The organism is Pseudomonas sp. H1_G08 (assembly GCF_054681355.1).
This window is the reverse complement of record NZ_CP162822.1, coordinates 4,232,047-4,258,099: the sequence shown is the minus strand read 5'-3', so window position 1 is coordinate 4,258,099 and position 26,053 is coordinate 4,232,047. Positions and strand designations below refer to the sequence as shown.

Below are 26,053 nucleotides of genomic sequence, written 5' to 3'. Positions count from 1 at the left end.
CAGGCTCGCTCCCACAGGGTATGCATTCCAATGTGGGAGCGAGCCTGCTCGCGAAGGGGCCGTAACAAACAACGCAAGACCAACAAGCAATACCCGAGCACTCAACGCGCTGCCCAACCGGGGCAACGCAGTTCCATAAAAACAACAGCGAGGTGAAAGCATGTCTGGCAATCGTGGTGTGGTGTATCTCGGCGCTGGCAAGGTCGAAGTACAGAAAATCGACTACCCGAAAATGCAGGACCCGCGCGGTCGCAAGATCGAGCATGGGGTCATTCTCAAAGTGGTTTCCACCAACATCTGCGGCTCCGACCAGCATATGGTGCGCGGCCGGACCACGGCGCAGACCGGTCTGGTGCTGGGGCACGAGATCACCGGTGAGGTGATCGAAAAGGGCTCCGACGTCGAAAACCTGAAGATCGGCGATCTGGTCTCCGTTCCGTTCAACGTGGCTTGCGGGCGCTGCCGTTCCTGCAAAGAGCAACACACCGGCGTCTGCCTGACCGTCAACCCGGCCCGTGCCGGCGGCGCATACGGTTACGTCGACATGGGCGACTGGACCGGTGGCCAGGCTGAATACGTGCTGGTGCCGTACGCCGACTTCAACCTGCTGAAACTGCCGGATCGCGACAAGGCCATGGAGAAAATCCGCGACCTTACCTGCCTCTCCGACATCCTCCCGACCGGCTATCACGGCGCGGTTACTGCCGGTGTTGGCCCGGGCAGCTCCGTGTACATCGCCGGCGCCGGTCCGGTCGGCCTGGCCGCTGCCGCTTCCGCACGTTTGCTCGGTGCTGCGGTGGTGATTGTCGGCGACGTCAACACCATCCGCCTGGCCCACGCCAAGGCCCAGGGCTTTGAGGTCGTCGACCTGTCCAAAGACACCCCGCTGCACGAACAGATCGCCGCGCTGCTGGGCGAGCCGGAAGTCGATTGCGCGGTGGACTGCGTTGGCTTTGAAGCACGCGGCCACGGCCACGACGGCGTCAAGGCCGAAGCCCCGGCCACGGTGCTCAACTCACTGATGGGCGTGGTGCGCGTTGCCGGCAAGATCGGTATCCCCGGCCTGTACGTCACCGAAGATCCGGGCGCCGTCGACGCTGCCGCGAAAATGGGCAGCCTGAGCATTCGCTTCGGCTTGGGCTGGGCGAAATCCCACAGCTTCCACACTGGGCAAACTCCAGTGATGAAGTACAACCGCCAACTGATGCAGGCGATCATGTGGGATCGCATCAACATCGCTGAAGTAGTCGGCGTGCAAGTGATCAGCCTCGATCAGGCGCCAGAAGGTTACGGCGAGTTCGATGCGGGCGTGCCGAAGAAGTTTGTGATTGATCCGCATAAGTTGTTCAGTGCGGCGTAAGTTCTACCCATGTAAGAAGGGCAGCCGATCGGGCTGCCCTTTTTTGTTCTGAACACGATCAGTTATTTAAAGGCGCATTTGCGGGCGTCACCATCCTTGGTTGCACACTCATCACCATTCCAATTGCTACCGGTGGCTTGAACCGGAGTGTCGTTTCTGTAGCCAGCCGAGACGCCAAGGTCTGCCTCACCTTCGTATCGGCAGATGACAACTGAATTAGCAGTGTCTTTATCTTTAAGTCGGGCAGAAGTGAAGGTTACATCTTCGGCGCCTTGCGCATGAGTCACTGATATCGTTGGGCAGGTTGCAGCATAGGCAGTACTCATCATGGTCAGACCAAGCAGGGCGCCAGTGACAATTTTCAACTTCATCTTTTCGTACTCCGTTACGTAATTGGAGTGGAGATATTCACTTGCATCGTTATGACTGCCAACTGTCAGATCTGACAGTTGGTTAGTTCCAATCGAAATAAATAGTCGGGTTTTCAGTGTGAAGTCGAATAGTGAAGTGGCTATTCAACGATTGAACAATTCATTTAGGTGAGTGCGTAGAGAAGGGGATGCGCGGCGAGGAACATGCCGCCCAATACCCGGTCAAACCGGCAGTTTCGTCGCCGTTGTCCGGCGGCTGCTTTTCCCAAGAGGATGTCTGAATGAAGATTTCACGCGGTTTTGCCTTGGCATCGCTCCTGACCCTGGCCGCCGGGCCGGTGTTTGCCGGGTTCAGTTTGAACGACGTGGCCGGTGCGGTAGCGGGGATGCAAGGTGGTGACAAGGCGGCCGCTGCAGCGCCGACTTCGGAGACCGCTGGTTTGTTGAGTGCTTTGAGTGCGCTGGACGTCACGCCGGAGCAGGCCGTTGGCGGTACCAGTGCGATGCTTGGGCTGGCGAAGAATCAGTTGAGCAGCACCGACTACTCGCAACTGGCCAAGGAAGTGCCGGGCATCGACAAACTGTCCGGTGGCAGCGGCAATCTGGCGGCGCTCGGGGCTTTGCTCGGTTCGTCCGGCAAGTCCGCAGGTCTTGAAAATGCGCTGGGCAATGTCAAAGACACTAACGACCTGAACAACGCGTTCAGCGCGCTGGGCATGGACAGCGGCATGATCGGCCAGTTTGCCCCGGTGTTGCTGCAATATCTCGGTCAGCAGGGCGTCGGTGGTTCGCTGTTGAGCAGCCTGGGCAGCATCTGGGGCACCGGCACCGGCACTTGAGTCAGCCGCGCTCGTTGCGCAGCTCGACGATGCGCTGATCCTTCTCGGTCCAGAGCTGGTTGACCCAGTTCTGGACGCGCTGGCGAAACGCCGGATCTTTCTCGTAATCGCCCTGCCACAGCGCCGGGTCGAGTTCGCGGGTCCTGATGTCGATGATCACTCGCGGCACGTTGCCGCTGATCAGGTCCCAGAAGCCCGGGATCTTTTCCTGCGGATACACCACCGTCACGTCGAGCATCGCGTCGAGCTGTTCACCCATCGCCGCCAGCACGAACGCCACGCCGCCGGCCTTGGGTTTGAGCAAGTGGTTGAACGGTGATTCCTGCTGGGTGCTTTTCGCCAGGGTGTAGCGCGTGCCTTCCAGATAATTCACCACCGTCACCGGCTGGCGCTTGAACAGCTCGCACGCCGCTTTGGTGATTTCCAGATCCTTGCCTGCCAGCTCGGGGTTCTTTGCCAGAAAGGCTTTGGTGTAGCGCTTCATGAACGGGTAATCCAGCGCCCACCACGCCAAGCCCAGGAACGGCACCCAGATCAGCTCTTTCTTCAGAAAGAACTTGAAGAACGGCGTGCGCCGGTTGAGGGTCTGGATCAGTGCTGGAATGTCGACCCACGATTGATGGTTGCTGACCACCAGATAGGACGTGTCGCGGCGCAGATCGTCGCCGCCGCGAATGTCCCATTGCGTCGGGATGCACAGCCGGAAGATCAGCTTGTCGATTTCGGCCCAGGTCTCGGCGATCCACATCACCGCCCCCGATGCGTAATCCCGCCAGCGCCCGGGTGCGACCAGTTTGAGCAGGGCAAACACCATCAATGGCCCGATCAGGATCAGGGTGTTGAGCAACAGCAGCAGGGTGACGAAACAGCCGGTGAGCAGGCGGCGCATAAGCAACTCTATGAAGTGGCAGGGGCGAGCCATGATAAGCAGCTTCGCGCGACAGGCCAAATCGGCGCTGACGAATGTTTCACTTTTTGCCGGGTATGCTTCGCTCAAGATTGGATCTGAATGCACTGGCCTCTTCGCGAGCAGGCTCGCTCCCACAGGGGAATGCATTTCAAATGTGGGAGCGAGCCTGCTCGCGAAGAGGACCGAAGCGAACGAATAACTCGGCGCGTGTCTAAAACTCCAGTCCGCCGCCCTCAATTTCCAAGGAAGCCCCTTACGTGAAATCCCTCCTTGCTCTGTTTGCCCTCGTCGCGCTGCCGGTCATGGCCGCCGAGCCGACGCTGTACGGTCGCTACGAATACATCGCGCTGCCGGAAATCGGTGGCGAAGTGCTCAAGGCCAAGATGGACACTGGCGCGCTGACCGCCTCGCTGTCGGCCAAGGACATCGAGACCTTCACCCGTGATGGCGAAGACTGGGTGCGTTTTCGCCTCGCCACCAAGGACGCCAGCAACAAGGTTTTCGAGCACAAGGTCGCGCGGATCAGCAAGATCAAAAGCCGTTCCGACGAGGACGATGAAGAGCGCGACAGCAGCGATGTCGCCAAGCGCCCGGTGGTCGATCTGGAACTGTGCCTGGGCAACGTCAAGCGCACCGTCGAGGTCAATCTGACCGACCGCAGCCACTTCAACTATCCGCTGCTGATCGGCGCCAAGGCTTTGCGTGAGTTCGGCGCGGCGGTCAACCCGGCACGGCGTTACACCGCCGACAAGCCTGACTGCTAAGTGGTCTGATTGACGTAACCCCGGGCTTGGGGCACCGTTCGCGCACTAACTGCCACGGGCTCGGACGCCATGCCGCACATCCTGATTGTCGAAGACGAAGCGGCGATTGCCGACACACTGATTTTTGCCTTGCAGGGCGAGGGGTTCAGCACCACGTGGCTGAACCTCGGCGCGGCGGCGCTGGAGCATCAGCGGCAAACCCCGTCCGACCTGATCATTCTCGATATCGGTCTGCCGGACATCAGTGGCTTCGAAACCTGCAAGCAGTTGCGGCGCTTCACGGAAGTGCCGGTGCTGTTTCTCAGCGCCCGCGACGCCGAGATCGACCGCGTGGTGGGTCTGGAGATCGGTGCCGACGATTACGTGGTCAAGCCGTTCAGCCCGCGTGAAGTGGCGGCGCGGGTCAAAGCCATCCTCAAACGCATGGCGCCGCGCGCAACCCTGGAAGCAGGCTCAACGCTGTTTCGCATCGATGCCGAACGCGTGCAGATCAGCTATCGCGGCCAGCCGCTGAGCCTGACCCGCCATGAATTCCGCTTGTTGCAATGCCTGCTCGAACAACCTGAGCGGGTGTTCAGCCGCGAGCAATTGCTCGATGCGCTGGGCGTAGCGGCAGACGCCGGTTACGAACGCAGCATCGACAGCCACATCAAAAGCCTGCGCGCCAAGTTGCGCCTGGTGCGCGCCGAAGCCGAGCCGATCCAGACCCATCGCGGCCTCGGTTACAGCTATAGCCCGGGGCACAGCTGATGTCGCTGGGGCTGCGGATCTTTCTGGTGTACGTGCTGTTTGTCGGCCTGACCGGTTATTTCGTCCTCAACACGGTGATGGAGGAAATCCGCCCCGGCGTGCGCCAGTCCACCGAAGAGACGCTGGTGGACACCGCCAACCTGATGGCAGAAATCCTGCGCGACGATTTCAAGGCCGGCACCCTCAGCGAGAACCGCTGGCCGCAATTGCTCCGCGCCTATGGCGAGCGGCAGCCGCAAGCGACCATCTGGGGCTTGCCGAAAAATCAGGTCAACCACCGCATCTACGTCACCGACGCCAAGGGCATCGTCGTGCTCGACTCCAGCGGCGTCGCGGTCGGCCAGGATTATTCGCGCTGGAACGACGTCTACCTGACCCTGCGTGGCGAGTACGGCGCGCGCTCCAGCCGCAGTGATCCTGACGATCCGAGCTCTTCAGTGATGCACGTCGGTGCGCCGATCCGCGACAACGGCAAGATCATCGGCGTGGTCACCGTGGCCAAGCCCAACAGTTCGTTGCAACCCTACGTCGATCGCACCGAGCGGCGTTTGCTGTTTTACGGCGCCGGACTGATCGGCCTCGGTCTGCTGTTCGGTGCACTGTTGTCGTGGTGGCTGAGCCGTGCGCTACATCGTTTGACCGGTTATGCCCAGGCGGTCAGCGAAGGCCGGCGCGTGGAAGTGCCGCATTATCGCGGCGGCGAACTGGAGCAACTGGCGACGGCGGTCGAGCAGATGCGCACGCAGCTCGAAGGCAAGGCCTACGTCGAGCGCTATGTGCACACCCTGACCCATGAATTGAAGAGTCCGCTGGCGGCCATTCGGGGTGCGGCTGAGTTGCTGCAAAGCGAGATGCCGGCCGTCCAGCGTTTGCGCTTTGTCAGCAACATCGACAGCGAAAGCGCGCGGATGCAGCAGTTGATCGAGCGCCTGCTCAACCTGGCGCAGGTCGAACAGCGCCAAGGGCTGGAAGAACGGGTGGCAGTACCGCTGGCGCTGTTGGTCGCAGAACTGCTCAAGGCGCAGGCCGCGCGGATCGAGGGCAAACAACTGCGCGTCGAGCAAGCGATCGGCGAGGATCTGCTGTTGATTGGCGAGCCGTTTCTGCTGCGCCAGGCGTTGGGCAATCTGCTGGAAAACGCCTTGGATTTCACCCCGGCGCAGGGCCTGCTGCGCTTGCGTGCCGAGCGGGTTGGCGAGCAGATCGAGTTCCGCCTGTTCAACCAGACCACGCCGATTCCCGATTACGCCTTGCCGCGCCTGACCGAACGCTTCTACTCGTTGCCGCGCCCGGACAGCGGACGCAAGAGCACCGGGCTGGGGCTGAACTTCGTTGAGGAGGTGGTCAAGCTGCATGGTGGGGTGATGCGCATTGGCAATGTCGAGGGCGGGGTTGAGGTGGTATTGCGCTTGCCGTGAGACCCAGTTGCTGCCTTCGCGAGCAGGCTCGCTCCCACAGGAGAATGCATTCTCCACACAATCTCCATATTCCCCCCACACTCCCACCACAGCGCATCAGCAGACTCCCCCCATCCAAACAGGGAGAGTCCCATGAACAAGAATCTGACCATCAAGCTCGGCGCGATTGCCTTGTTGATCCTGCTGTTGCTGATACCGCTGTTGATGATCGACGGCATCATCGACGAACGTCAGCAACTGCGCGACGGTGTGCTCGAAGACATCGCGCGCAGCTCCAGTTACAGCCAGCAGCTGACCGGGCCGGTGATGGTAGTGCCATATCGCAAGGTGGTGCGCACCTGGAAAACCAACGAGAAAACCAACAAGCGCTACGAGGAGATCGGCGAAGCGCGCGGGCGTCTGTACTTTCTGCCAGAGCGTTTTGAACTCGACGGCCAGGTGCAAACCGAACTGCGCAAACGCGGCATTTACGAGGCGCGACTGTTCCACGCCGACAACCGCATCGATGGGCATTTTTCCCTGCCGGCGCAGTTGGGCATCAAAGAGAACTTTGCCGATTACCAATTCGACGCGCCGTTCCTGGCTGTGGGTATCAGCGATATTCGCGGCATCGAAAACGCGCTGAAACTCGAGCTCGGCGGCCAGCAACTGGACTTCGTGCCCGGCAGCGAAGTGGCCTGGATCGGCGAGGGTGTACACGTCACTCTGCCGGCGCTCGACGCCAGCAAAGCCACGCAACTGACCTTCGGTTTCGACCTGCGCCTGCAAGGCACCGGCTCGCTGCGAGTGGTGCCGGTGGGCAAGACCAGCAGCGTCAGCCTCGCCGCCAATTGGCCGCACCCCAGCTTCGTCGGCAACTTCCTCCCGGCCAAGCGCGAGATCAACGATCAGGGTTTCAGCGCCGACTGGCAGACCTCGTTTTTCTCCACCAACCTGCAAGAGGCAATGGAGCGCTGCGTCGCTGGCGACTGTGATGCACTCAACGGGCGCAGCTTCGGCGTGAGCTTCATCGATCCTGTGGATCAGTACCTGAAGAGCGACCGGGCGATCAAATACGCGCTGCTGTTCATCGTCCTGACATTCGCCGGTTTCTTCCTCTTCGAAGTGCTCAAGAGCCTCGCGGTGCACCCGGTGCAATATGCCTTGGTCGGTGTCGCGCTGGCGTTCTTTTACCTGCTGCTGTTGTCGCTGTCGGAACACATCGGTTTTGCGCTGGCGTATCTGTTGTCGGCGAGTGGCTGCGTGTTGCTGATCGGCTTCTATGTCAGCCACGTCCTGCGCAGCGCGCGGCATGGCTTGAGTTTTTCGGCGGGGCTGGCGGCGCTGTATGGCCTGCTGTACGGATTGCTAAGTGCCGAGGATTACGCGCTGCTGATGGGCTCGCTGATGCTGTTCGGTCTGCTCGGGGTGTTCATGGTGCTGACGCGCAAACTGGATTGGTACGGGATTGGTTTGAAACCGGCCAGGCCGCTGGAGTTTGATGTGGAGGCGATGCAATGAGCGGGTTGAGGGCTGAGCGCAGGGAAGTGGCGGTTCTGCTGACGCTGATTGTTGCAGCGCTGCCGCCAGAACCGAGGTGGTGCCATCGCTGGCAAGCCAGCTCCCACAGGATATATGCCGACACACAGGTCAGCGGTCTGTCCCGATTCAATGTGGGAGCTGGCTTGCCAGCGATGGGGGCAGATCAGGCGCCGCAGAATCAGGGCTTGGGCATTGTCGCCATCATGGACGGTCGCTGACTCACTTCAAAATACCAGTTGGCCAGTTGCGGATTGGCCGCGCGCCAGTCCATGTCCGGGAAGCGCAGATCCAGATAGCCCAGTGCGCAGGCCACGCTGATCGCCGCGACATCGAAATGGCTGGTCAGCTCGGCAATTGCTTCGTTTTCCAGCACGGCGAGGGCGCGGCGGATCTTGTCGCGCTGGGCGTCGAGCCATTCGTCCCAGTGTTTTTCCACCGGGCGCAGCACAGTTTCATAACGCACCATCACCGAGGCATCCATGATCCCGTCAGCCATCGACGCCAGGGTCAGGCGCCGCCAGCGCGCCGCACCTTCCCGGGGGATCAGCGGATTGCCGACGTGCTGCTGGTCGAGGTACTCGAGGATGACGCGGCTGTCATGGATGACATTGCCGTCGGCCAAGCGCAGGGCGGGGATCTTGCTCAACGGGTTGTCGGCGATCAGCGCCGGGTCCGGGCTGACCGGGCTGAGCACGCAGTCCTGCAGCGCGACACGATCCTGCTGACCGGTTTCGTGCAGCAGCACCATGACTTTGCGGACAAAGGGCGACAGGGTGTTGTGGTACAGGGTCATGCTGGGGGCGGACATGGGCAAGGTCTCGATCAGGACAATGATCGGGCAGCATAGCCTGCTCGCGTCCGGCGCAGAACCCATGTGGGAGCGAGCCTGCTCGCGAAGGCGTCGTGACAGTCGACTTTGATGTTGAATGTCTGGGCGCTTTCGCGAGCAGGCTCGCTCCCACAAGGGATTCTCAGCGTCGCGGCAGTAAACCTCTTATCGCCAGAAATGCCGGCACGCCAAGCCCGACCCAGCTCAACGCATCCCAGATTCCATCCCCCAGCAACGCCGCAAACAGCCCCGCCGCACTGAGCAAGGCGATCACGATCGGTGTGCTGAAAACCTTCCAGAAACTCGACTGACGCGGCTTCATGCCGAGGCCTCCGCCGCTTCCAATACAGGCTTGGCCGCCTTGCGCCGCACCACCCACAAATACACACCACTGGCCAGCACGATGATCGTCAGCACATCCAGCGTCGCCCAGAGAATCTTCATCGGCATGCCGCCGTAGTCACCAAAGTGCAGCGGCTGCGACATGCCCATGGCGTCCATGTACCACGGCCGTTCGGCCACGGCGGTGACCTGCAAGGTCGTGGCGTCGATCAGCACCGGCGTCAGCAGGTGCGAGGTCAGGTGCGTGCCGCCCTTCATGAATACCGAGTAATGGTGCTCGCTGGAAAAACGGGTGCCGGGGAAGGCGATGAAATCCGGTTTCATCCCCGGTGCGACTTCCTCGGCGATGTCGAGCAGCCGCGTGGCCGGCGCCAGTTGAGTCAGCGGCGGCGCATCGCGATACGGCGCGATCAGGGTGGTCAGTGCATCGTTGCGCCAGGCGGCGATGAGCAGGTCGGCGCAGGCGCTGATCACCCCGGTCACGCCCACCACCAGGCACCAGGTCAAAGTGACGACGCCGATCAGGTTGTGCAGATCGAGCCAGCGCAGTCTTGTCGACTTGTCCTGGCGCACGGTGCCAAATTTCAAGCGGCGCATGAACGGCAGGTACAGCACCGTGCCGGAGACGATCGCCACGATAAACAGCAGCCCCATGAACGCCAGCAGCAGCTTGCCCGGCAGCCCGGCGAACATGTCGACGTGCAGACGCAGGATGAACAGCATCAAACCACCGTTGGCCGAAGGGGTTTCCAGCGCTTCGCCAGTGCGCGCATCGAGCATGAAGGTGTGCGAAGAGTTCGGCTCGGTGTCGGCCGTCCTGGCCATGATCGCGAACGCCGCGTTCGGCTCTTCGTCGTCATAACCGAAGTACTGCATGACTTCGCCCGGGCGATGCTTCTGCGCCGCCTCGACCAGTTGCTGCAGGTTGAGTTGCGGCGTGTCGGCCGGCATCTCGCGCAGCTCCGGGGCGTTGCCGAGCAAATGATCGATCTCGTGGCTGAAAATCAGCGGCAGACCGGTCAGCGCCAGCATCAGCAGAAATACGGTGCAGATCAGGCTGGTCCAGGTGTGAATGAACGACCAGCGGCGGATGGTTTTACTTTTCATTGCATGACCTTCAAAAACACCGAAGCCGCCCGGTTCGGACGGCCTGGGAACAGGGCCTGTTTCAGCTCACTGGCTTACCACTTGTAAGTGGCGCTGGCGACGATACTGCGCTGGTCGCCGTAGTAGCAGTAGAAGCTGTCGCAGGTGGAAATGTAGTCCTTGTCGAACAGGTTGGTCGCGTTCACCGCCAGCGATGCACCCTTCAGACTGTTGTCCAGACGGCCCAGGTCATAATGCACGCTGGCGTCGAACACGGTATAGGCATCGGCCTTGCCCAGCCAGGTGTTGGCCTTGTCGCCGTAGGTGTTGCCGGTGTAGCGCACGCCGGCGCCAATGCCGAAACCGTCGAGCACGCCGGCGTGCCAGGTGTAGTCGGTCCACAGCGAGGCTTGTTGGTTGGGCATCAGTTGCAGACGATTGCCCTTGTCGACGCCTTTCTGCACTTCGGACTTGGCCAGGGTGTAGGCGGCGATGACTTTGAGGTTGTCAGTCACATCCGACACGGCCTCGAGTTCCAGGCCTTTGACCTTCACTTCGCCGGTCTGGCTGGTCACCGAAACGTTGTTGACGAAGGTGTTCACCGCGACGTTCTTCTGGGTCAGGTCATACACGGCGGCGGTCAGCAGGGTCTTGCTGCCCGGCGGCTGGTATTTGATGCCCAGTTCCCACTGCTTGCCTTCGGTTGGCTTGAGCGAGCCGGTCGAGGTGGCATCGGCGCCGGTGGTCGGCTGGAAGGATTCGGCGTAGGACAGGTACGGCACGAAGCCGTTGTCGAAGACGTAGCTGAGCGCCGCGTTGCCGCTGAATTTCTTGTCACGCTGGGTGTTGGTGGCGTCGCTCTGGTTGATGAATTGGGTGCTGGTGTGCACCCAGTCTTCACGGCCGCCGAGGGTCAGGCGCCACTGATCGAGGGCCATTTGGTCCTGCACGTAGAGGCCGGTCTGGTAGGTCTTCTGGTTGTAGTCGTAAAACGCCGTGGAGCGCGCCGGACGTACGATCGGCTGGCCGTAGATCGGGTTGATGACGTTGGTTTGCAGACCATCGCCAAAGATCGAGGTGTAGTTGGTGTTGCTGCGCTGGTGATCCAGACCCAGCAGCAAGGTGTGGCGAATCTCACCCGTGGCGAAGTCGGCCTGGAAGTTGTTGTCCACGGCAAACTGGCTGATGTCTTCGTCGACGCTGGTGCTGGTGCGGCCGACGTTGCCCTCTGCATCCACGGTGGTGAACGGATAGGAACCAGGGGTCAGCGACTGGAACGACAGGTCCGACTTGGTGTAGCGCAGGTTCTGCTTGAACTGCCAGACATCGTTCAACCGATGCTCGAAGGCATAACCCAGCGCATAGTAGGTGCGGTCGTAGTATTCCCAATCCGGATCGCCGAGATTCTTGTGATGGGAAATATCACCGAGCGGCGATTTGATCTTCGTGCCCTGGATCGGCAGAAACTGGCTGGTGATGCCGGTGTCATCGCGGGTGAACTGGCTCAGCAGGGTGAGTTTGGTGTCGTCGTCGATGTTCCAGGTCAGGCTCGGCGCGATGTTGTAGCGCTTGTTGTCGACGTGGTCGACCTGCGTGCCGCTGTCGCGCACCACGCCGCTGAGGCCATAGAGAAACTGCCCGGCCTCATCGATCTTGCCGGTGCTGGCGAAGTTGATCTGGCGGTGATTGTCGCTGCCGTATTGCAACTGGATTTCGCTGCTGGCTTCAGCGCTCGGGCGGCGGCTGACCATGTCGAGCAAACCGCCCGGCGGGGTCTGGCCGTACACCGACGAAGCCGGGCCACGCAGCAGGGCGAGGCGGTCGAGGTTCCAGGTTTCCTGTTTCGGGTTGGCGTACACGCCTTTGGGCAGCGGCAGGCCATCGAGGAACTGGGTCGGCTCGAAACCACGCACGCGCAGCCAGTCGGCGCGGGTGTCGCTGCCGTAGCTGCTGGCGGTGATGCCCGGCATGTAGCGCACGGCGTCATCGAGGCTGTGCACGCTGCGGTCGTCCATTTGCTGGCGGGTCGCCACCGAGATCGAACGCGGTGCTTCGACCAGCGCAGTGTCGGTCTTGGTGCCGGCGGCGGTGCGGGTCGCAGTGTAGCCTTCGACCGGGCCCCAGGCGCTTTCGAAGTTTTCCACACCGATGACCGAAGTTTCCGGCAGGGCCAGCGTGCCTTCCGGCACGGCCACCAGGGTGTAGGTGCCAGCGCTGCTCTGTTCCAGTTGCAGACCGGTGCCGCGCAAGGCCGCGCGCAGGGCTCCGGCGGCGTCGTACTGGCCGTTGACCGGGGCCGAGGTCTTGCCGGCGGCCAGCGCAGGATTGAGCGACAGAGCGAGGCCGCCCTGGCTGGCGATCTGGTTCAGGGTGGTCGACAGCGGCGCCGCCGGCAGGTTGTAGGCGCGCACGCTGGACGCTTGCTCAGCGGCGAGCAACGGGCTGCTGATCAGCGGCGTGCCGAAAGCGATGGCAAAAGCCAGCAGACTGGGGCGCAACAAGGTGTCTGGCGAACGGGACATACGGCGGCTCCTGAATGGAAATATTTCTCAATTGCCTGTGTGCCGGACGAGATTGGAAAAGTGATAGGGCTGGGTGGAAATTCTTTTTTGCAGGAAATGGTTGTGCGGCTGATGGCGCCTTCGCGAGCAGGCTCGCTCCCACAGGTGATCGCATGCCAATGTGGGAGCGAGCCTGCTCGCGAAGGCGGTTTTCCTGCCGACGCATTACTCAGGCTTGATATCAGCCTTCGCCACGGTGACCCAATACGGCGTATGCCGCTCGATCTGCACCGGCAAGGTTGGCAGCAACGCACTCAGGGCCTTGTCGGTGTCGTGCAACGGAAAGCTGCCGGTAATGCGCAGATCGGCCACTTCCGGCGCCACACCCAGATGCCCGCGACGATAGCGCCCCAGCTCGTGCACCAGATCGCCCAGCCGTGCGTTGTCCACCACCAGCATGCCGCGCGTCCAGGCATCCGCGCCGGGGGCGAGGGCGGCAATCGAGCCCAGCCCGTCACTGCGCAGCAACACCTGCTGGCCTTCGCGCAGAATCTGTTCTTGCGGATTCGCCTGGGCATGGGCCGCCACCGCTGACTGCAACACGCTCAGGCGGGTGCCATCGTCCTCGCGCTTGACCAGAAACCGCGTGCCCAGCGCGCGCATGCTGCCTTCGCGGGTTTCGACGATAAACGGCCGCGCATCGCCATGCCCGGTCTCGACGAGGATTTCGCCTTCCTGCAACACGATCAAGCGGCGCTCGTCATCGAAGCGTACGTCGACCGCGCTGTGGGTATTGAGATTGAGCAGGGTGCCGTCGGACAGGCGCACGCTGCGCTGTTCACCGGTGGCGGTGCGCTGATCGGCGAGCCAGTAATCCAGCGGCAGATAGCGCTCGCTGACAAACAGCCCGAGCCCGATGATCACCACGACACTGGCCAGCCCGCTGCCGAGTTTGCGCACGCGGCGGCGAATGCCTTCGCGCGATTGCAGCAACGCACTTCGGGCCGGGCCTTTGGCGACACTGAAGCGCTGATCGAGCATGCCCAACTGACGCCACGCGCGGGCGTGTTCTTCATGGGCCGCGTGCCATTTGGCGAATTCCTCGCGTTCCAGCGCGGTGCTCGAGTCGAGGGTCAATTGCCAGGCAATCGCCGCGTCCAGCACATGCGCCGGCACCGGGCGCGAACTGGCCGCCGTCATGTCGGCTCACCGTACAGGGCGATGTAACACTGGCGCAGGCCTTGCGCCAGATACTGCCGCACGCGCGGCACTGACACGCCGAGTTTGCCGGCGATCTCGCCGTGGCTGAGGCCGTCGAGGCGGTTATACAGGAAGGCCGCGCGCGCCTTGGTCGACAGCTTGCCGAGCAGGCGATCGATGGCTTTGAGGTCGTCGAGGATCATTTGCTGTTCTTCAACCGACGGCTGCTCGTCTTCGGGGATCAGCATCAGTTCGGTGAGGTAGGCCTGTTCCAGCGCGGCGCGGCGGAAGTAGTCGAACAACAGGCCTTTGGCGATCGCCACCAGAAACGCCCGAGGTTCGCGCGGCGTCAGCAGCTGGTCGCGGTTGAGCAGGCGCACGAAGGTGTCCTGGCTCAGGTCCTCGGCACGCTGCGGACACGCCACATTGCGCCGCAACCACGCCAGCAGCCAACCGCGATGGTCGCGATACATCGCACCGACGAGCTCACTGTGGGGGTTGGGCACTGACGACACCGGACATCACCGATTGGGAAATGTTAACTAACGAGAATAGTTCGCGATTCTGGCAGAGGTGGGAATGGTTAGCAATTGGCCACTGGTCAGGTGATGAATCAAGGGCAGCCCCTCACCCTAGCCCTCTCCTGGAGGGAGAAGGGACTGATCGGGGGATATTCTGGAGGTACATCGACCTGAACGATTTTCAGCGATTCCTCAATCGACTCGGTCTTTCAGGTCGATATAAGGCTTCAGACACCACGATCGGCTCCCTCTCCCTCCGGGAGAGGGCTGGGGTGAGGGGCTTTTGATCTGAATGATTCTAAAAGGACGGCGCCTGCTGCCTGCGCTTCCACTGACTCAACCGCTGCTGCAGCTGCAACGGACTGTAAATCTGCTGCGCCCGCGCGCGGCTGAACAGGATCAACGCCAACTCCGCCGTGGCCAGCGCATCGGCACTCGCGTTATGCCGCTCGAACACTTCAAGGCGAAACCACTCGATCCACTCATCCAGCCCGGCCTCGCGAATCTGCGCCTGCGGACACAGAAACGGCGCGATATCTGCCACATCCAGAAACACATGCTGCAGCTTATGCCCCAGGTGTTCTTTCACTGCGCGCCCGAGCATGTGCTGATCGAACGGCGCATGAAAGGCCAGCACCGGGCTGTCGCCGATGAACTCCAGCAACTCCAGCAACGCTTCCGCCGGGTCGCTGCCTGCGGCAATCGCATTCGGTCCCAAGCCATGAATCAGCACGCTGGGGCTGAGCTTCAATTCGCGACATTGCAGCGTGCGCTCGAACTGCTGACTGAAATCGATCGCGCCGTCCTCGATCACCACCGCGCCGATCGACAGGACCCGATCCTTGCTCATATTCAGGCCGGTGGTTTCCAGGTCCAGCACCACCCAGCGCTGCTCACGCAGGCTGCATTCGCTCAGCTCGGCAAGCGCCGGCAGATTCGCCAGCCGCTGCTGTAGATCCGCCGACACTACGAGACTTGACGGGCGCAGCCAGGAAAACAGGCTCATAGCTGATACCGCAAGCTCAGGCTGCTCTGCAGGCGTTGCGCCTGCCGCAGGGATTCACGCAGGATGCGCCGGTCAAGGTGATTGAGGCTGTCGGGATCGACGCGGTTGGAGTACGGCTGGTTCTCCCGGGTCTGGAGCTGATGCTGCTGCATGCGCGTTTGCTGAATGAAGTGATAGGCCTCTTCATACGCCGCGCCGTCGAGCGGCTCGATGACTTGTTTATCGACCAATTGGCGGAAACGCTCGAGGGTGTTGTTGGCGTCGATGCCGTTGGCCAGCGCCAGCAACCGGGCACCGTCGACGAACGGCGTCAGACCCTGAATTTTCAGATCCAGCGTGGCCTTCTCACCGTTCTTGCGTGCCAGCACGAATTCACGGAAGCGCCCAACGGGAGGGCGATTGCGCAGCGCATTTTCGGCGAGCATGCGCTGGAACAGACGGTTGTCACCGACCTGATCGAGGATGCCCCGGCGCAATTGCTCGCAGCCTTGCTCATCGCCCCAGACCACGCGCAGGTCGAAATAAATGCTCGAACCCAGCAGGTTCTCTGGCGTGGCTTCGCGGATGAACGCCGCGAAGCGTCGCGCCCATTCGGCCCGCGACAGACACAGCTCGGGATTGCCGGCCATGATGTTGCCCTTGCACAGAGTGAAACCGCACTGCGCCAGGCTCTGGTTGATCTGCTGGGCAATCGGCAGCAGCTTGCCGCGTATTTCTGCTGCGTGCGCGGCATCGCGCGCGTCGAAGAGAATGCCGTTGTCCTGATCGGTGTGCAGCGTCTGCTCACGCCGGCCCTCGCTGCCGAAACACAGCCAACTGAACGGCACACCCGGGTCGCCCTTTTCCGCGAGGGTCAGTTCGATGACCCGGCACACCGTGTGATCGTTGAGCAGGGTGATGATGTGGGTGATTTGCGTCGACGACGCGCCGTGGGCGAGCATGCGTTCGACCAGTTGGCCGATCTCGCCGCGCAAGGTCACCAGTTGCTCGATCCGTTGCGCGCTGCGGATGGTCCGGGCCAGGTGCACCAGATCGACCCGTTGCAGGGAGAACAGATCACGCTCGGACACCACGCCGCACAGGCGTTGATCCTTGACCAGACAGACGTGAGCAATGTGCCGCTCGGTCATGGCGATCGCCGCATCGAAGGCGCTGTGATCCGGCGACAGATAAAACGGTGATCGAGTCATGTGCTGTTCGATGGCGTCGCTGAAATCGCCGACACCTTCGGCGACCACATGGCGCAAATCGCGCAGGGTGAAAATCCCCAGCGGCGCCTTGTGCTCATCCACCGCGACGATGCTGCCGACCTGTTGCTCGTGCATCAGCTTCACCGCTTCACGCAACGGCGTCTCGGCGCTGCAGGTCACCGGATGACGCATCGCGAGTTCACCGAGACGAGTGTTCAGCGAGTATTGGGTTCCGAGGGTTTCCACGGCTTTTTGCTGGACTTGCTGGTTGACCTGATCGAGCAGGCTGCTCACCCCACGCAAGGCGAAATCGCGGAAGGCACTGGAGAGGGCGAACAGTTTGATGAACGCCAGCTTGTTCAGTTGCAGGCAGAAGGTGTCTTCGCCCGCCAGATGTTCGGTGCGCGTGGCGCGCTCACCGAGCAGCGCGGCCAGCGGAAAGCATTCGCCGGTGGTGATTTCGAAGGTGGTTTCGGTGCCGGGCTTGGTGATGTGCTGGCGTTCGCCGACCACCCGACCCTGTTTGACGATATAAAAGTGCTCCACCGGGCCGTCAGCCGGTTTGATGATGCTCTCGCCCTGGGCAAAAAAACGCAGCTGACATTGCTCCACCAGATAGGCGAGGTGGGCGTGTTCCATCTGATTGAAGGGCGGGAAGCGCTGGAGGAATTGCAGGGTGCCCTGAATGTTCTGCAACACCGCGGTTTTCCCTGCCTGGGTGAAGGCGTCCGCTTTGCTCATAACCATTACCGCAGTCTTTTTCGAATTGTTGTTGTCGGATCGTTGCCACCATGGTCGACCCCGGCGGGCAGGGTGCCCATTGGACGTAAGTCTAGGTTTTGCCACCATTGGCCGATTTTCGGAAATAACCTACGCAAAAGCTCGGAAAAGCTTGCGCTAGCCACTTGGAAAAAATTCCGACGAAGTGCACATTGAAGCGCTGTCCGGTGATGTCTGACGACTTGCCAGGGATTGTTTGAACATTTAGAGAGCGCCATGTCCGACCACGATATTTTGAGCGACGCCGAGCGGGAAGCGCTCAGCGCAGTGATGCTCGAACCTGATCTGCCGCCGCAGCGTGTCCTGATCGTCGACGACGACAAGGACGCCCGCGAGCTGTTGTCGGAGATACTCGCGCTGGACGGCATTCGCTGCATGACCGCAGCCAGCGGTGAAACCGCGCTGAAAATGCTCGATGAAAAGCCTTCGATCGGTCTGGTGATTACCGACCTGCGCATGGGCAATGTCGACGGCCTCGAGCTGATTCGCCAGGTGCGTGAATCGGTACGGGCAGCGATGCCGATCATCATCGTCTCCGGCGATGCCGACGTGAAAGACGCGATCGAAGCGATGCATTTGAGCGTGGTGGATTTTCTGCTCAAGCCGATTGATACGGGGAAGTTGCTTGAGTTGGTGAAACACGAATTGGGCATCGAGCCCTAGAAGCCCCTCACCCTAACCCTCTCCCAGAGGGAGAGGGGACTGACCGCGGTGAATGTTGGAGGTACACCGACCTGAATTTCATGAGTCGAACTCAGGAATTGAAACTTCCCCAATCTGCTCCCTTTCCCCTCTACCCCTTGGGGGAGAGGGCTGGGGTGAGGGGGATGGATCTCAAGCCCACCACAACAATCCAACCCACCTCACAAACAAAAAGGCCCTGATCTCTCGATCAGGGCCTTTTTCACTTCCAGCGTCAGCGCAAATTACAGACCATTCGCGGCCTTGAACTCACGACGACGACGGTGCAGCACCGGCTCGGTGTAGCCGTTCGGTTGCTTGGTGCCTTCGATGACCAGTTCGACCGCCGCCTGGAAGGCGATGTTGCTGTCGAAGTCCGGTGCCAGCGGGCGATACAGCGGGTCGTTGGCGTTCTGGCGGTCAACCACTGGCGCCATGCGCTTGAGGCTTTCCATCACTTGCTCTTGGCTGACGATACCGTGGCGCAGCCAGTTGGCGATGTGCTGGCTGGAGATCCGCAGCGTCGCACGGTCTTCCATCAGGCCGACGTCGTTGATGTCCGGCACTTTGGAGCAACCGACACCCTGGTCGATCCAGCGCACCACGTAACCGAGAATGCCCTGGGCATTGTTGTCCAGTTCGTTCTTGATCTGCTCTGGCGTCCAGCTTGGGTTCACTGCCAGTGGAATGGTGAGGATGTCGTCCACCGAGGCGCGCGCACGTTTGGCCAGTTCGGCCTGACGCGCAAACACGTCAACCTTGTGGTAGTGCAGCGCGTGCAGCGCAGCGGCAGTCGGCGATGGCACCCAGGCAGTGTTGGCACCAGCAAGCGGGTGAGCAATTTTCTGCTCAAGCATCGCTGCCATCAGATCCGGCATCGCCCACATGCCTTTACCGATTTGCGCACGACCTTGCAGGCCGGTGCTCAGACCGATATCGACGTTCCAGTTTTCGTAGGCGCCGATCCACTTCTCGGCCTTCATGTCAGCCTTGCGCACCACTGGGCCGGCCTCCATGGAGGTGTGGATTTCGTCGCCGGTGCGGTCGAGGAAACCGGTGTTGATGAACACCACGCGCTCGCTGGCGGCCTTGATGCAAGCCTTGAGGTTGACCGTGGTGCGGCGCTCCTCGTCCATGATCCCGACTTTCAGGGTATTGCGCGGCAAGCGCAGGACATCTTCGATACGCCCGAACAGCTCGTTGGTGAACGCCGCTTCTTCCGGGCCGTGCATTTTCGGTTTGACGATGTACACCGAACCGGTGCGGGTGTTGCGCCGCGAAGTGTTGCCGTTGAGGTTGTGCATTGCCGCCAGACAGGTCACCAGACCATCGAGGATACCTTCCGGTACTTCGTTGCCTTGGCTGTCGAGGATCGCATCGATGGTCATCAGATGGCCGACGTTGCGCACGAACAACAGCGAACGACCGTGCAGGGTCACTTCTCCGCCATTGGGCGCGGTGTAGGTGCGATCCGGGTTCATGGTGCGGGTGAAGGTCTGGCCGCCCTTGGACACGGATTCCGCGAGGTCGCCCTTCATCAGGCCGAGCCAGTTGCGGTAGATCACCACTTTGTCGTCGGCATCGACGGCGGCCACGGAGTCTTCGCAGTCCATGATCGTGGTCAGCGCCGCTTCCATGAGGATGTCTTTGACGCCGGCGGCATCGGTCTGGCCGACCGGAGTGCTGGCATCGATCTGGATTTCGAAGTGCAGGCCGTTGTGCTTGAGCAGAACGGCGATCGGCGCGTTGGCGTCACCCTGGAAACCGATCAACTGAGCGTCATCGCGCAGGCCGCTGTTGCTGCCGCCCTTGAGCGTCACGACCAGTTTGCCGTCAGCGATCCTGTAGCCGGTCGAATCGACGTGGGAGCCTGCGGCCAGAGGCGCGGCTTCGTCGAGGAAGGCGCGGGCGAAGGCGATGACTTTGTCGCCACGCACCTTGTTGTAGCCTTTGCCTTTTTCCGCGCCGCCGTCTTCGCTGATCGCGTCGGTGCCGTAGAGGGCGTCGTACAGCGAACCCCAGCGGGCGTTCGAGGCGTTGAGCGCGAAGCGCGCATTCATCACCGGCACGACCAGTTGCGGGCCGGCGGTGCGGGCGATTTCATCGTCGACGTTTTGCGTCGTCGCCTGGAAATCAGCCGCTTCTGGCAGCAGATAACCGATCTCTTGCAGGAAAGCTTTGTAGGCCACGGCATCGTGCGCCTGGCCGGCATGCTGCTGATGCCAGGCATCGATGCGCGCCTGGAAGTCATCGCGTTTGGCGAGTAGGGCTTTGTTCTTCGGCGCCAGGTCATGAATGACCTTGTCGGCACCTTCCCAGAATTGTTCGGCGGTGAGGCCGGTACCGGGAATGGCTTCGTTGTTCACGAAGTCGAACAGGACTTTGGCGACCTGCAGGCCACCGACTTGAACGTGTTCAGTCATTGCTTGCCTCACTCTGCTCAGCTATTTCGCTTTTCAGCTCGTCAATTTAACAATGAAGCTTCCGGCCATTTAAACCACAAACCTGCGGACCAGTACATGCCATTGCTGGCGGCTGGGCTAGGACCAATCAACGGCTTGGAGGCCTTGCTGACGGGGCTTTCAGGGTTGCGAAGGGCCTTGGGCAGACATCGATCCAGCGTTATGTAGTGCGCGCTGCGGCATACTACATGATGAGTTGCGCTTGTGAAAATCAGACTAATTACGTCGTTCTGCGACCTCATGACGCATTGCGGTCACGTCGCGGAACGGGATGTTCTCAAAAAAGCATTGGATTGTTCCAGCTAAATATCGAAAGTTGTACACATAATTACTGTTTGACTGCTATGGCGCGATTTGGCGTCTCCCCCTTTGCGATGAGCGAATCTGTGGCGAGGGGATTTATCCCCGTTTGGGTGGCGAAGCCGCCCCCTGCGGTCCGGCTGGCAGACCCAATTGGCAGGACTCACGACTGCTGCGCAGCCGGACGGGGATAAATCCCCTCGCCACAGGTCATCATCTGCCAGCACTGGGTCAGGCTGAATCAAGCCGCTTGCCTATACTTGCCCTTCGATAACAAAAGTCATGACAAGAGGGCTGCGCCATGGACCATCTCGTACTCACCGTTTTCGCCCCGGACAAGCCCGGGCAGGTCGAGCGCATCGCCCAATGCATTGCCGAGCACGGCGGCAATTGGCTGGAAAGCCGCATGTCACGCATGGCCGGGCAGTTCGCCGGGATTCTGCGCGTGGGCGTGCCGGCGGAGGCTTACGACGAACTGGTCGATGCCCTGCAAGCGCTGTCGGCCCATGGCATTCGGGTATTGATTGCCGAAAGCGGAGTGGAGCAGTCCTGCACGTGGAAACCGATCGCCATGGAACTGGTCGGCAATGACCGGCCGGGTATCGTCCGCGATATCACTCGGCTGTTGAGCGAGCAGGGCGTAAACCTGGAGCGACTGGTAACTGAGGTGCGCCCGGCGCCGATGAGCAGCGAGCCGCTGTTTCACGCCGAGGCGATTCTCGCGGTACCACTGACGCTGTCGCTGGATGTGTTGCAGGCGCGCCTGGAAACCCTGGCCGATGATCTGATGGTCGAACTGGTGTTACGCACAGAGGTTTAAACGTTCATAGGGTTATTCAGGTTTAACGTGCACCTGCCTGTGGATAACCTGTAGAGACAGACCGCCACGCCACGCCGGCCGTGGCTTTGCGCAGGTTGATCAAAAAATCGCCAACATTCAGTGACTTGCGCACAAACGGCGGGGATCACGCTGTGGATAAGCTTGGGAAGGAACGATGCAGGCCACGAGAACCGTGGCCTGCGGAGGTTTGTGCGTTTTTTGATCAGGCGCGCCGGCGCAAACTTATCCACGCATCAACGCTGTAGACCGCCAGACCGGCCCAGATAAACATGAACGCGACCAGCGTGCTGGACGACAAATGCTCGCCAAACAGCAGCACGGCTTGCAGCAACACCAGCGTCGGCGCGATGTATTGCAGGAAGCCGATGGTGGTGTAGGGCAAGTGGCGGGTGGCGGCGTTGAAACACACCAATGGCACCAGCGTCACCGGGCCGGCAGCCACGAGCCACCAGGCTTCAGAGGTGGTCCAGAAGGCCGGCTGCACACTCGTGGCAGTCTGATTGAACAGCAACCATGCGATCGCAATCGGCACCAGCATCCAGGTTTCCACTACCAGCCCCGGCAACGCCTTGACCGGCGCCTGCTTGCGGATCAGACCGTAGAAGCCGAAGGTCAGCGCCAGCGCCAGCGACACCCACGGCAAGCTGCCGACCTGCCACACCTGCTGCGCCACGCCGATGGCAGCGAGACCGACCGCGACCCACTGCATGCGCCGCAGCCGTTCGCCAAGGATCACCATGCCCAACAGCACGTTGACCAGCGGATTGATGTAGTAACCCAGACTCGCCTCGAGCATGCGGCCGTTGTTCACCGACCAGACATAGGTCAGCCAGTTGGCCGCGATCAGCGTGCCGCTCAGGGCCAGAATCGCCAGGCGTTTTGGATTGTCGAGCAGCTCGCGCAGCCAGCCCGGGTGTTTCCATACCATCAGTAGCAACGCACCGAACAGCGCCGACCACAGCACCCGATGGATGATGATCTCGACGGCCGGGACTTCGGCGATGGCTTTGAAATAGATCGGGAACAGGCCCCAGATGATGTAGGCGCTCAGGCCCAGAATGTACCCGCGACGCGGGTTGGCGGCTTGCATGCAGAATCCTTGCTCAGGCAGCTGACAAAGGAAGGATTGTAAGGAGATTTGTCTGCAAGTGAGTTGTGAATTTGTGAACACCGGACAAATGTAGGAGTGAGCCTGCTCGCGATAGCGTCGGGTCAGCCAACATCAAAGTTGAATGTCCGTCCGCTATCGCGAGCAGGCTCGCTCCCACAGGGTTCAGGTTTGAATCAGAAGAGTTTCAGCGGCTCTTCATTCAGTGCCGCCAGCTGCTCACGCAAGGCCAGCACCTGGTCGCCCCAATACCGCTCCGTGCCAAACCACGGAAAGCTGCGCGGGAATGCCGGGTCGTCCCAGCGCCGCGCCAGCCAGGCGCTGTAGTGCATCAGGCGCAGGGCGCGCAACGGTTCGATCAGCGCCAGTTCGCGCGGGTCGAAATCATGGAATTCGTTGTAGCCGTCCATCAATTCCGACAACTGCCCCAGACACTCCTGACGATCGCCGGCGAGCATCATCCAGATGTCCTGCACCGCCGGGCCCATGCGGCAGTCGTCGAGGTCGACGATATGGAACATCTCGTCGCGGCACATCATGTTGCCGGGGTGGCAGTCACCGTGCATGCGGATGTTCTGGTGCGGCGTAGCGGCGTAGACATCTTCGACGCGTTTGAGCAGGTCGCGGGCAACCGACTCGTACGCCGGCAGCAGACTCTTGGGAATGAAATTGCCTTCGAGCAAAGTGTTCAGCGAGGCATGGCCGAAGTTCTGCACGGCGAGGGCTTCGCGGTGCTTGAACGGCTTGGTACCGCCCACCGCATGCATGCGCCCGAGCAACTGGCCGAGGCGATACAGCTGATCAAGATTGCCCGGCTCCGGCGCCCGACCACCACGGCGCGGGAACAGGGTGAAGCGGAAGCCGGCGTGCTCATGCAGGGTTTCGCCGTTGTGGATCAGCGGCGCTACCACCGGGATGTCGATGTCGGCCAGTTCGAAGGTGAACTGGTGCTCTTCGAGGATGGCCTCGTTGGTCCAGCGCTGCGGACGATAGAACTTGGCAATCAGCGGCTCGGAGTCTTCGATACCGACCTGATAAACACGGTTTTCGTAGCTGTTGAGCGCCAGAATGCGCGCGTCGCTGAGGAAACCGATGCTTTCAACGGCATCCAGGACGAGATCGGGGGTGAGGGTTTCAAACGGGTGGGCCATGCTGACTCCTGCGCGCAGCAGGCTGCTGCGTCCGGCTCGGCATGGTAGCGCAGATGGCAGTGGGGGAGGTGGTTGGTGTCATTGCTGATGCCATCGCTGGCAAGCCAGCTCCCACAGGTTTTGCGCAAGACCTGTGGGAGCTGGCTTGCCAGCGATGAGGGTTTATCAGGCGCCGACAATCCCGCCGTCTTCGCGCGTAATCGCCATCACCGAAGACCTTGGCTTGCCGTTGGGCAGGTGCTCGGGGAAGGTCGAACCACCGTTTTCGCCCGGATGCTGGATGCCGACAAACAGGGTTTTCTGATCCGGCGAGAAGCTGATTCCGGTCACTTCACAACCCACTGGCCCGACCATGAAACGGCGAATCTCACCGGTCGCAGGATCGGCGCAGAGCATCTGGTTGTTGCCCATGCCGGCGAAGTCGCCAGCGTTGCTCGAGTCGCCGTCGGTGAGAATCCACAGGCGTCCGGCCTTGTCGAAACCCAGACCGTCGGGGCTGTTGAACATGTTCTGCGGGGTGATGTTCGATGAGCCACCCTTCGGCGTCCCGGCATGCACGCCCGGGTTGCCGGCGACCACAAACAGATCCCAAGCGAATGTCTTCGAGGCATGGTCATCGCGGTCGGTGCGCCAGCGCAGAATCTGCCCATAGACGTTCTTCTCGCGCGGGTTTGGACCGCCCACCGGTTGCCCGTCTTCACCGCGCTTGGCGTTGTTGGTCAGGGTGCAATAAACCTGGCCGTCCTTGGGGCTGACGACGATCCACTCCGGGCGGTCCATGCGTGTTGCGCCGACGACGCTGGCGGCGAGGCGCGCGTGGATCAGCACTTCCGCCTGATCGGCAAACCCGCTGCTGGCGTCGATGCCGTTCTTGCCGTGGGTCAGTTCGATCCACTGGCCCCGGCCTTTCGGGTGATCAGGGTTGCCGTCGCCAGCATCGAATTTAGCTACATACAACGTGCCGTGATCGAGGATGTCGCGGTTGGCTTTCTGATTGCGATGGTTGATGCGGTCGCGGCTGACGAATTTGTAGATGAACTCGCCACGTTCGTCGTCGCCCATGTACACCACAGCGCGACCATCGTCGGTCTCGGCGAGTGCGGCGTTTTCATGCTTGAAGCGGCCCAGCGCGGTGCGTTTGACCGGAGTCGATTGCGGATCGAATGGGTCGATCTCGACCACCCAGCCGTGACGGTTGAGCTCGTTGGGGTTCTTGGCCATGTCGAAGCGCGGGTCGTGCGGGTGCCAGTTGATGTCTTTACTGCTGGCGACAACGCCGTAGCGCTTTTGCGCGGCATCGAACTGCTGCTGGGCGTTGCTGCTGCCGAAGCAGTCGGTGAAGTTTTCTTCGCAGGTCAGGTAGGTACCCCACGGCGTCTTGCCGTTGGCGCAGTTCTGGAACGTGCCGAGGACTTTCTTGCCGTGCTTGTCGGCGGCGGTTTTCATCAAGTCGTGGCCGCGGGCCGGACCGCTGATGCGCAGCGGCGAGTTGCCGTGGATGCGGCGGTTGTAGCGCGAGCCTTGGACGAATTGCCACTGGCCGTTCTTGCGCTGCACTTCGATCACCGACACGCCTTCGCAGGCCAATGCCTTGCGCACATCCTCAGCTGACTGCGGCATGCCGCCATGCGGATATAGATAGCGATAGTTGGTGTATTCGTTGTTGATTGCCATCAGCGCGCGGTTCTTGTCGTCCGGGAAGGCGAACAGGCTCATGCCGTCATTGTTGTCGCCGAACTGCACTTCCTGTGCGGCAGCGGTGCCGTTACCGCTCGGGTCGAAGGCCGGGCCGTTCTTGTGCAACGGCTGGCCCCAACTGATCAGCACCGAAGACTTGTAGCCCTTGGGCAGGCTGATGGCGTCGGTGGTCGCCGCCGGAATGCTCTCGAAACCGAGCAGGCGGCTGTTGCCGGCGCTGACACTGGCGGCCATGACGCTGCGGCTCAGCAGGTTGCCGCCGAGGAACATCGCCGCGCCGCACAAGGCACCGGCGCTGATGAAACCGCGACGGCTGAGGCCGACCATTTTTTCCAGATCAGTGGATTGGTTTTCTTCTAATAGGCTCACATCAGGCTCTCTGCTTGGTTATGGGCAACACCTTAATGCGGGTCGATGACGCTTT

At 61.3% G+C, this 26,053-nt stretch carries 22 protein-coding genes; 8 read left to right on the top strand and 14 right to left on the bottom strand.

What is annotated here, in order from left to right; translation table 11 throughout:
• Positions 1-160 precede the first annotated feature (160 nt).
• Positions 161-1,360 (top strand): formaldehyde dehydrogenase, glutathione-independent, encoded by a 1,200-nt coding sequence (fdhA, locus tag AB4N85_RS19380; RefSeq protein WP_016772834.1) that lies wholly within the window; start codon positions 161-163, stop codon positions 1,358-1,360.
• Between the two features lie 62 nt (positions 1,361-1,422).
• Here fdhA and AB4N85_RS19375 read toward each other — a convergent pair whose 3' ends face one another.
• Positions 1,423-1,731 (bottom strand): hypothetical protein, encoded by a 309-nt coding sequence (locus AB4N85_RS19375; RefSeq protein ID WP_056786558.1) that lies wholly within the window; start codon positions 1,729-1,731, stop codon positions 1,423-1,425.
• 281 nt (positions 1,732-2,012) lie between these two features.
• Between AB4N85_RS19375 and AB4N85_RS19370 the strand changes: the two genes are divergently transcribed.
• Complete coding sequence (locus AB4N85_RS19370; RefSeq protein ID WP_016772837.1) at positions 2,013-2,570, top strand: DUF2780 domain-containing protein; 558 nt, start codon at positions 2,013-2,015, stop codon at positions 2,568-2,570.
• Between the two features lies 1 nt (position 2,571).
• On the opposite strand, the gene AB4N85_RS19365 is transcribed toward AB4N85_RS19370, so the two are convergent.
• A complete protein-coding gene (locus tag AB4N85_RS19365) occupies positions 2,572-3,459 on the bottom strand; it encodes an acyltransferase (protein WP_256808042.1) in 888 nt (295 codons plus the stop codon).
• 278 nt (positions 3,460-3,737) lie between these two features.
• Between AB4N85_RS19365 and rloA2 the strand changes: the two genes are divergently transcribed.
• From rloA2 to creD, 4 genes are all read left to right on the top strand, one after another.
• Entirely contained in the window at positions 3,738-4,244 is a 507-nt protein-coding gene (rloA2, locus tag AB4N85_RS19360) for a retropepsin-like aspartic peptidase RloA2 (RefSeq protein ID WP_016772839.1), read from the top strand.
• Positions 4,245-4,313: 69 nt separating this feature from the next.
• Positions 4,314-4,994, top strand: coding sequence for a two-component system response regulator CreB (gene creB / locus AB4N85_RS19355; RefSeq protein WP_252877021.1), 681 nt, complete (start codon positions 4,314-4,316; stop codon positions 4,992-4,994).
• Positions 4,994-6,412 carry a two-component system sensor histidine kinase CreC gene (gene creC, locus AB4N85_RS19350; RefSeq protein ID WP_252877020.1) on the top strand — a complete coding sequence of 473 codons (1,419 nt, stop codon included), beginning with the start codon at positions 4,994-4,996 and terminating at the stop codon, positions 6,410-6,412. Before creB ends, creC begins: the two co-directional genes overlap by 1 nt.
• 132 nt (positions 6,413-6,544) lie before the next feature.
• Positions 6,545-7,912, top strand: coding sequence for a cell envelope integrity protein CreD (gene creD / locus AB4N85_RS19345; RefSeq protein ID WP_256808045.1), 1,368 nt, complete (start codon positions 6,545-6,547; stop codon positions 7,910-7,912).
• A 199-nt stretch (positions 7,913-8,111) separates the two neighbouring features.
• Here creD and AB4N85_RS19340 read toward each other — a convergent pair whose 3' ends face one another.
• The 8 genes from AB4N85_RS19340 to AB4N85_RS19305 form a co-directional block, all read right to left on the bottom strand.
• Entirely contained in the window at positions 8,112-8,741 is a 630-nt protein-coding gene (locus AB4N85_RS19340; RefSeq protein ID WP_041476739.1) for a glutathione S-transferase, read from the bottom strand.
• Between the two features lie 163 nt (positions 8,742-8,904).
• Positions 8,905-9,084, bottom strand: a complete 180-nt coding sequence (locus tag AB4N85_RS19335; RefSeq protein WP_095181386.1) for a hypothetical protein — start codon at positions 9,082-9,084, stop codon at positions 8,905-8,907.
• A complete protein-coding gene (locus AB4N85_RS19330; RefSeq protein WP_236167671.1) occupies positions 9,081-10,211 on the bottom strand; it encodes a PepSY-associated TM helix domain-containing protein in 1,131 nt (376 codons plus the stop codon). Before AB4N85_RS19330 ends, AB4N85_RS19335 begins: the two co-directional genes overlap by 4 nt.
• A 74-nt stretch (positions 10,212-10,285) precedes the next feature.
• Positions 10,286-12,712, bottom strand: coding sequence for a TonB-dependent siderophore receptor (locus AB4N85_RS19325; protein WP_236167670.1), 2,427 nt, complete (start codon positions 12,710-12,712; stop codon positions 10,286-10,288).
• A 204-nt stretch (positions 12,713-12,916) separates the two neighbouring features.
• On the bottom strand, positions 12,917-13,891 hold the full coding sequence (locus AB4N85_RS19320; RefSeq protein WP_236167669.1) for a FecR domain-containing protein: 975 nt from the start codon (positions 13,889-13,891) through the stop codon (positions 12,917-12,919).
• Positions 13,888-14,364, bottom strand: coding sequence for an RNA polymerase sigma factor (locus tag AB4N85_RS19315; RefSeq protein ID WP_236167915.1), 477 nt, complete (start codon positions 14,362-14,364; stop codon positions 13,888-13,890). Before AB4N85_RS19315 ends, AB4N85_RS19320 begins: the two co-directional genes overlap by 4 nt.
• A 346-nt stretch (positions 14,365-14,710) precedes the next feature.
• Positions 14,711-15,418, bottom strand: coding sequence for a 3'-5' exonuclease (locus tag AB4N85_RS19310; RefSeq protein WP_236167668.1), 708 nt, complete (start codon positions 15,416-15,418; stop codon positions 14,711-14,713).
• Positions 15,415-17,349, bottom strand: a complete 1,935-nt coding sequence (locus AB4N85_RS19305) for a putative nucleotidyltransferase substrate binding domain-containing protein (RefSeq protein ID WP_309297927.1) — start codon at positions 17,347-17,349, stop codon at positions 15,415-15,417. The genes AB4N85_RS19310 and AB4N85_RS19305 overlap by 4 nt, the downstream gene beginning before the upstream one ends.
• 255 nt (positions 17,350-17,604) lie before the next feature.
• On the opposite strand from AB4N85_RS19305, the gene AB4N85_RS19300 reads away from it, so the two are divergent.
• Positions 17,605-18,051, top strand: coding sequence for a response regulator (locus AB4N85_RS19300; protein ID WP_016772851.1), 447 nt, complete (start codon positions 17,605-17,607; stop codon positions 18,049-18,051).
• A gap of 263 nt (positions 18,052-18,314) precedes the next feature.
• On the opposite strand, the gene AB4N85_RS19295 is transcribed toward AB4N85_RS19300, so the two are convergent.
• Positions 18,315-20,492 carry a malate synthase G gene (locus AB4N85_RS19295; protein WP_056786595.1) on the bottom strand — a complete coding sequence of 726 codons (2,178 nt, stop codon included), beginning with the start codon at positions 20,490-20,492 and terminating at the stop codon, positions 18,315-18,317.
• 640 nt (positions 20,493-21,132) lie between these two features.
• Here AB4N85_RS19295 and AB4N85_RS19290 point away from each other — a divergent pair.
• Entirely contained in the window at positions 21,133-21,651 is a 519-nt protein-coding gene (locus AB4N85_RS19290) for a glycine cleavage system transcriptional repressor (RefSeq protein ID WP_016772854.1), read from the top strand.
• A 223-nt stretch (positions 21,652-21,874) separates the two neighbouring features.
• Here the strand turns inward: AB4N85_RS19290 and rarD are convergent, their stop codons facing one another.
• The 3 genes from rarD to AB4N85_RS19275 form a co-directional block, all read right to left on the bottom strand.
• Positions 21,875-22,762 (bottom strand): EamA family transporter RarD, encoded by an 888-nt coding sequence (rarD, locus tag AB4N85_RS19285; RefSeq protein ID WP_041476730.1) that lies wholly within the window; start codon positions 22,760-22,762, stop codon positions 21,875-21,877.
• A 194-nt stretch (positions 22,763-22,956) separates the two neighbouring features.
• The gene (locus AB4N85_RS19280; RefSeq protein WP_150743555.1) at positions 22,957-23,931 is read right to left on the bottom strand and encodes a serine/threonine protein kinase; all 975 of its coding nucleotides are present in this window, start codon (positions 23,929-23,931) and stop codon (positions 22,957-22,959) included.
• A 165-nt stretch (positions 23,932-24,096) separates the two neighbouring features.
• Positions 24,097-25,998 (bottom strand): PhoX family protein, encoded by a 1,902-nt coding sequence (locus AB4N85_RS19275; protein WP_064361248.1) that lies wholly within the window; start codon positions 25,996-25,998, stop codon positions 24,097-24,099.
• Positions 25,999-26,053: the final 55 nt, after the last annotated feature.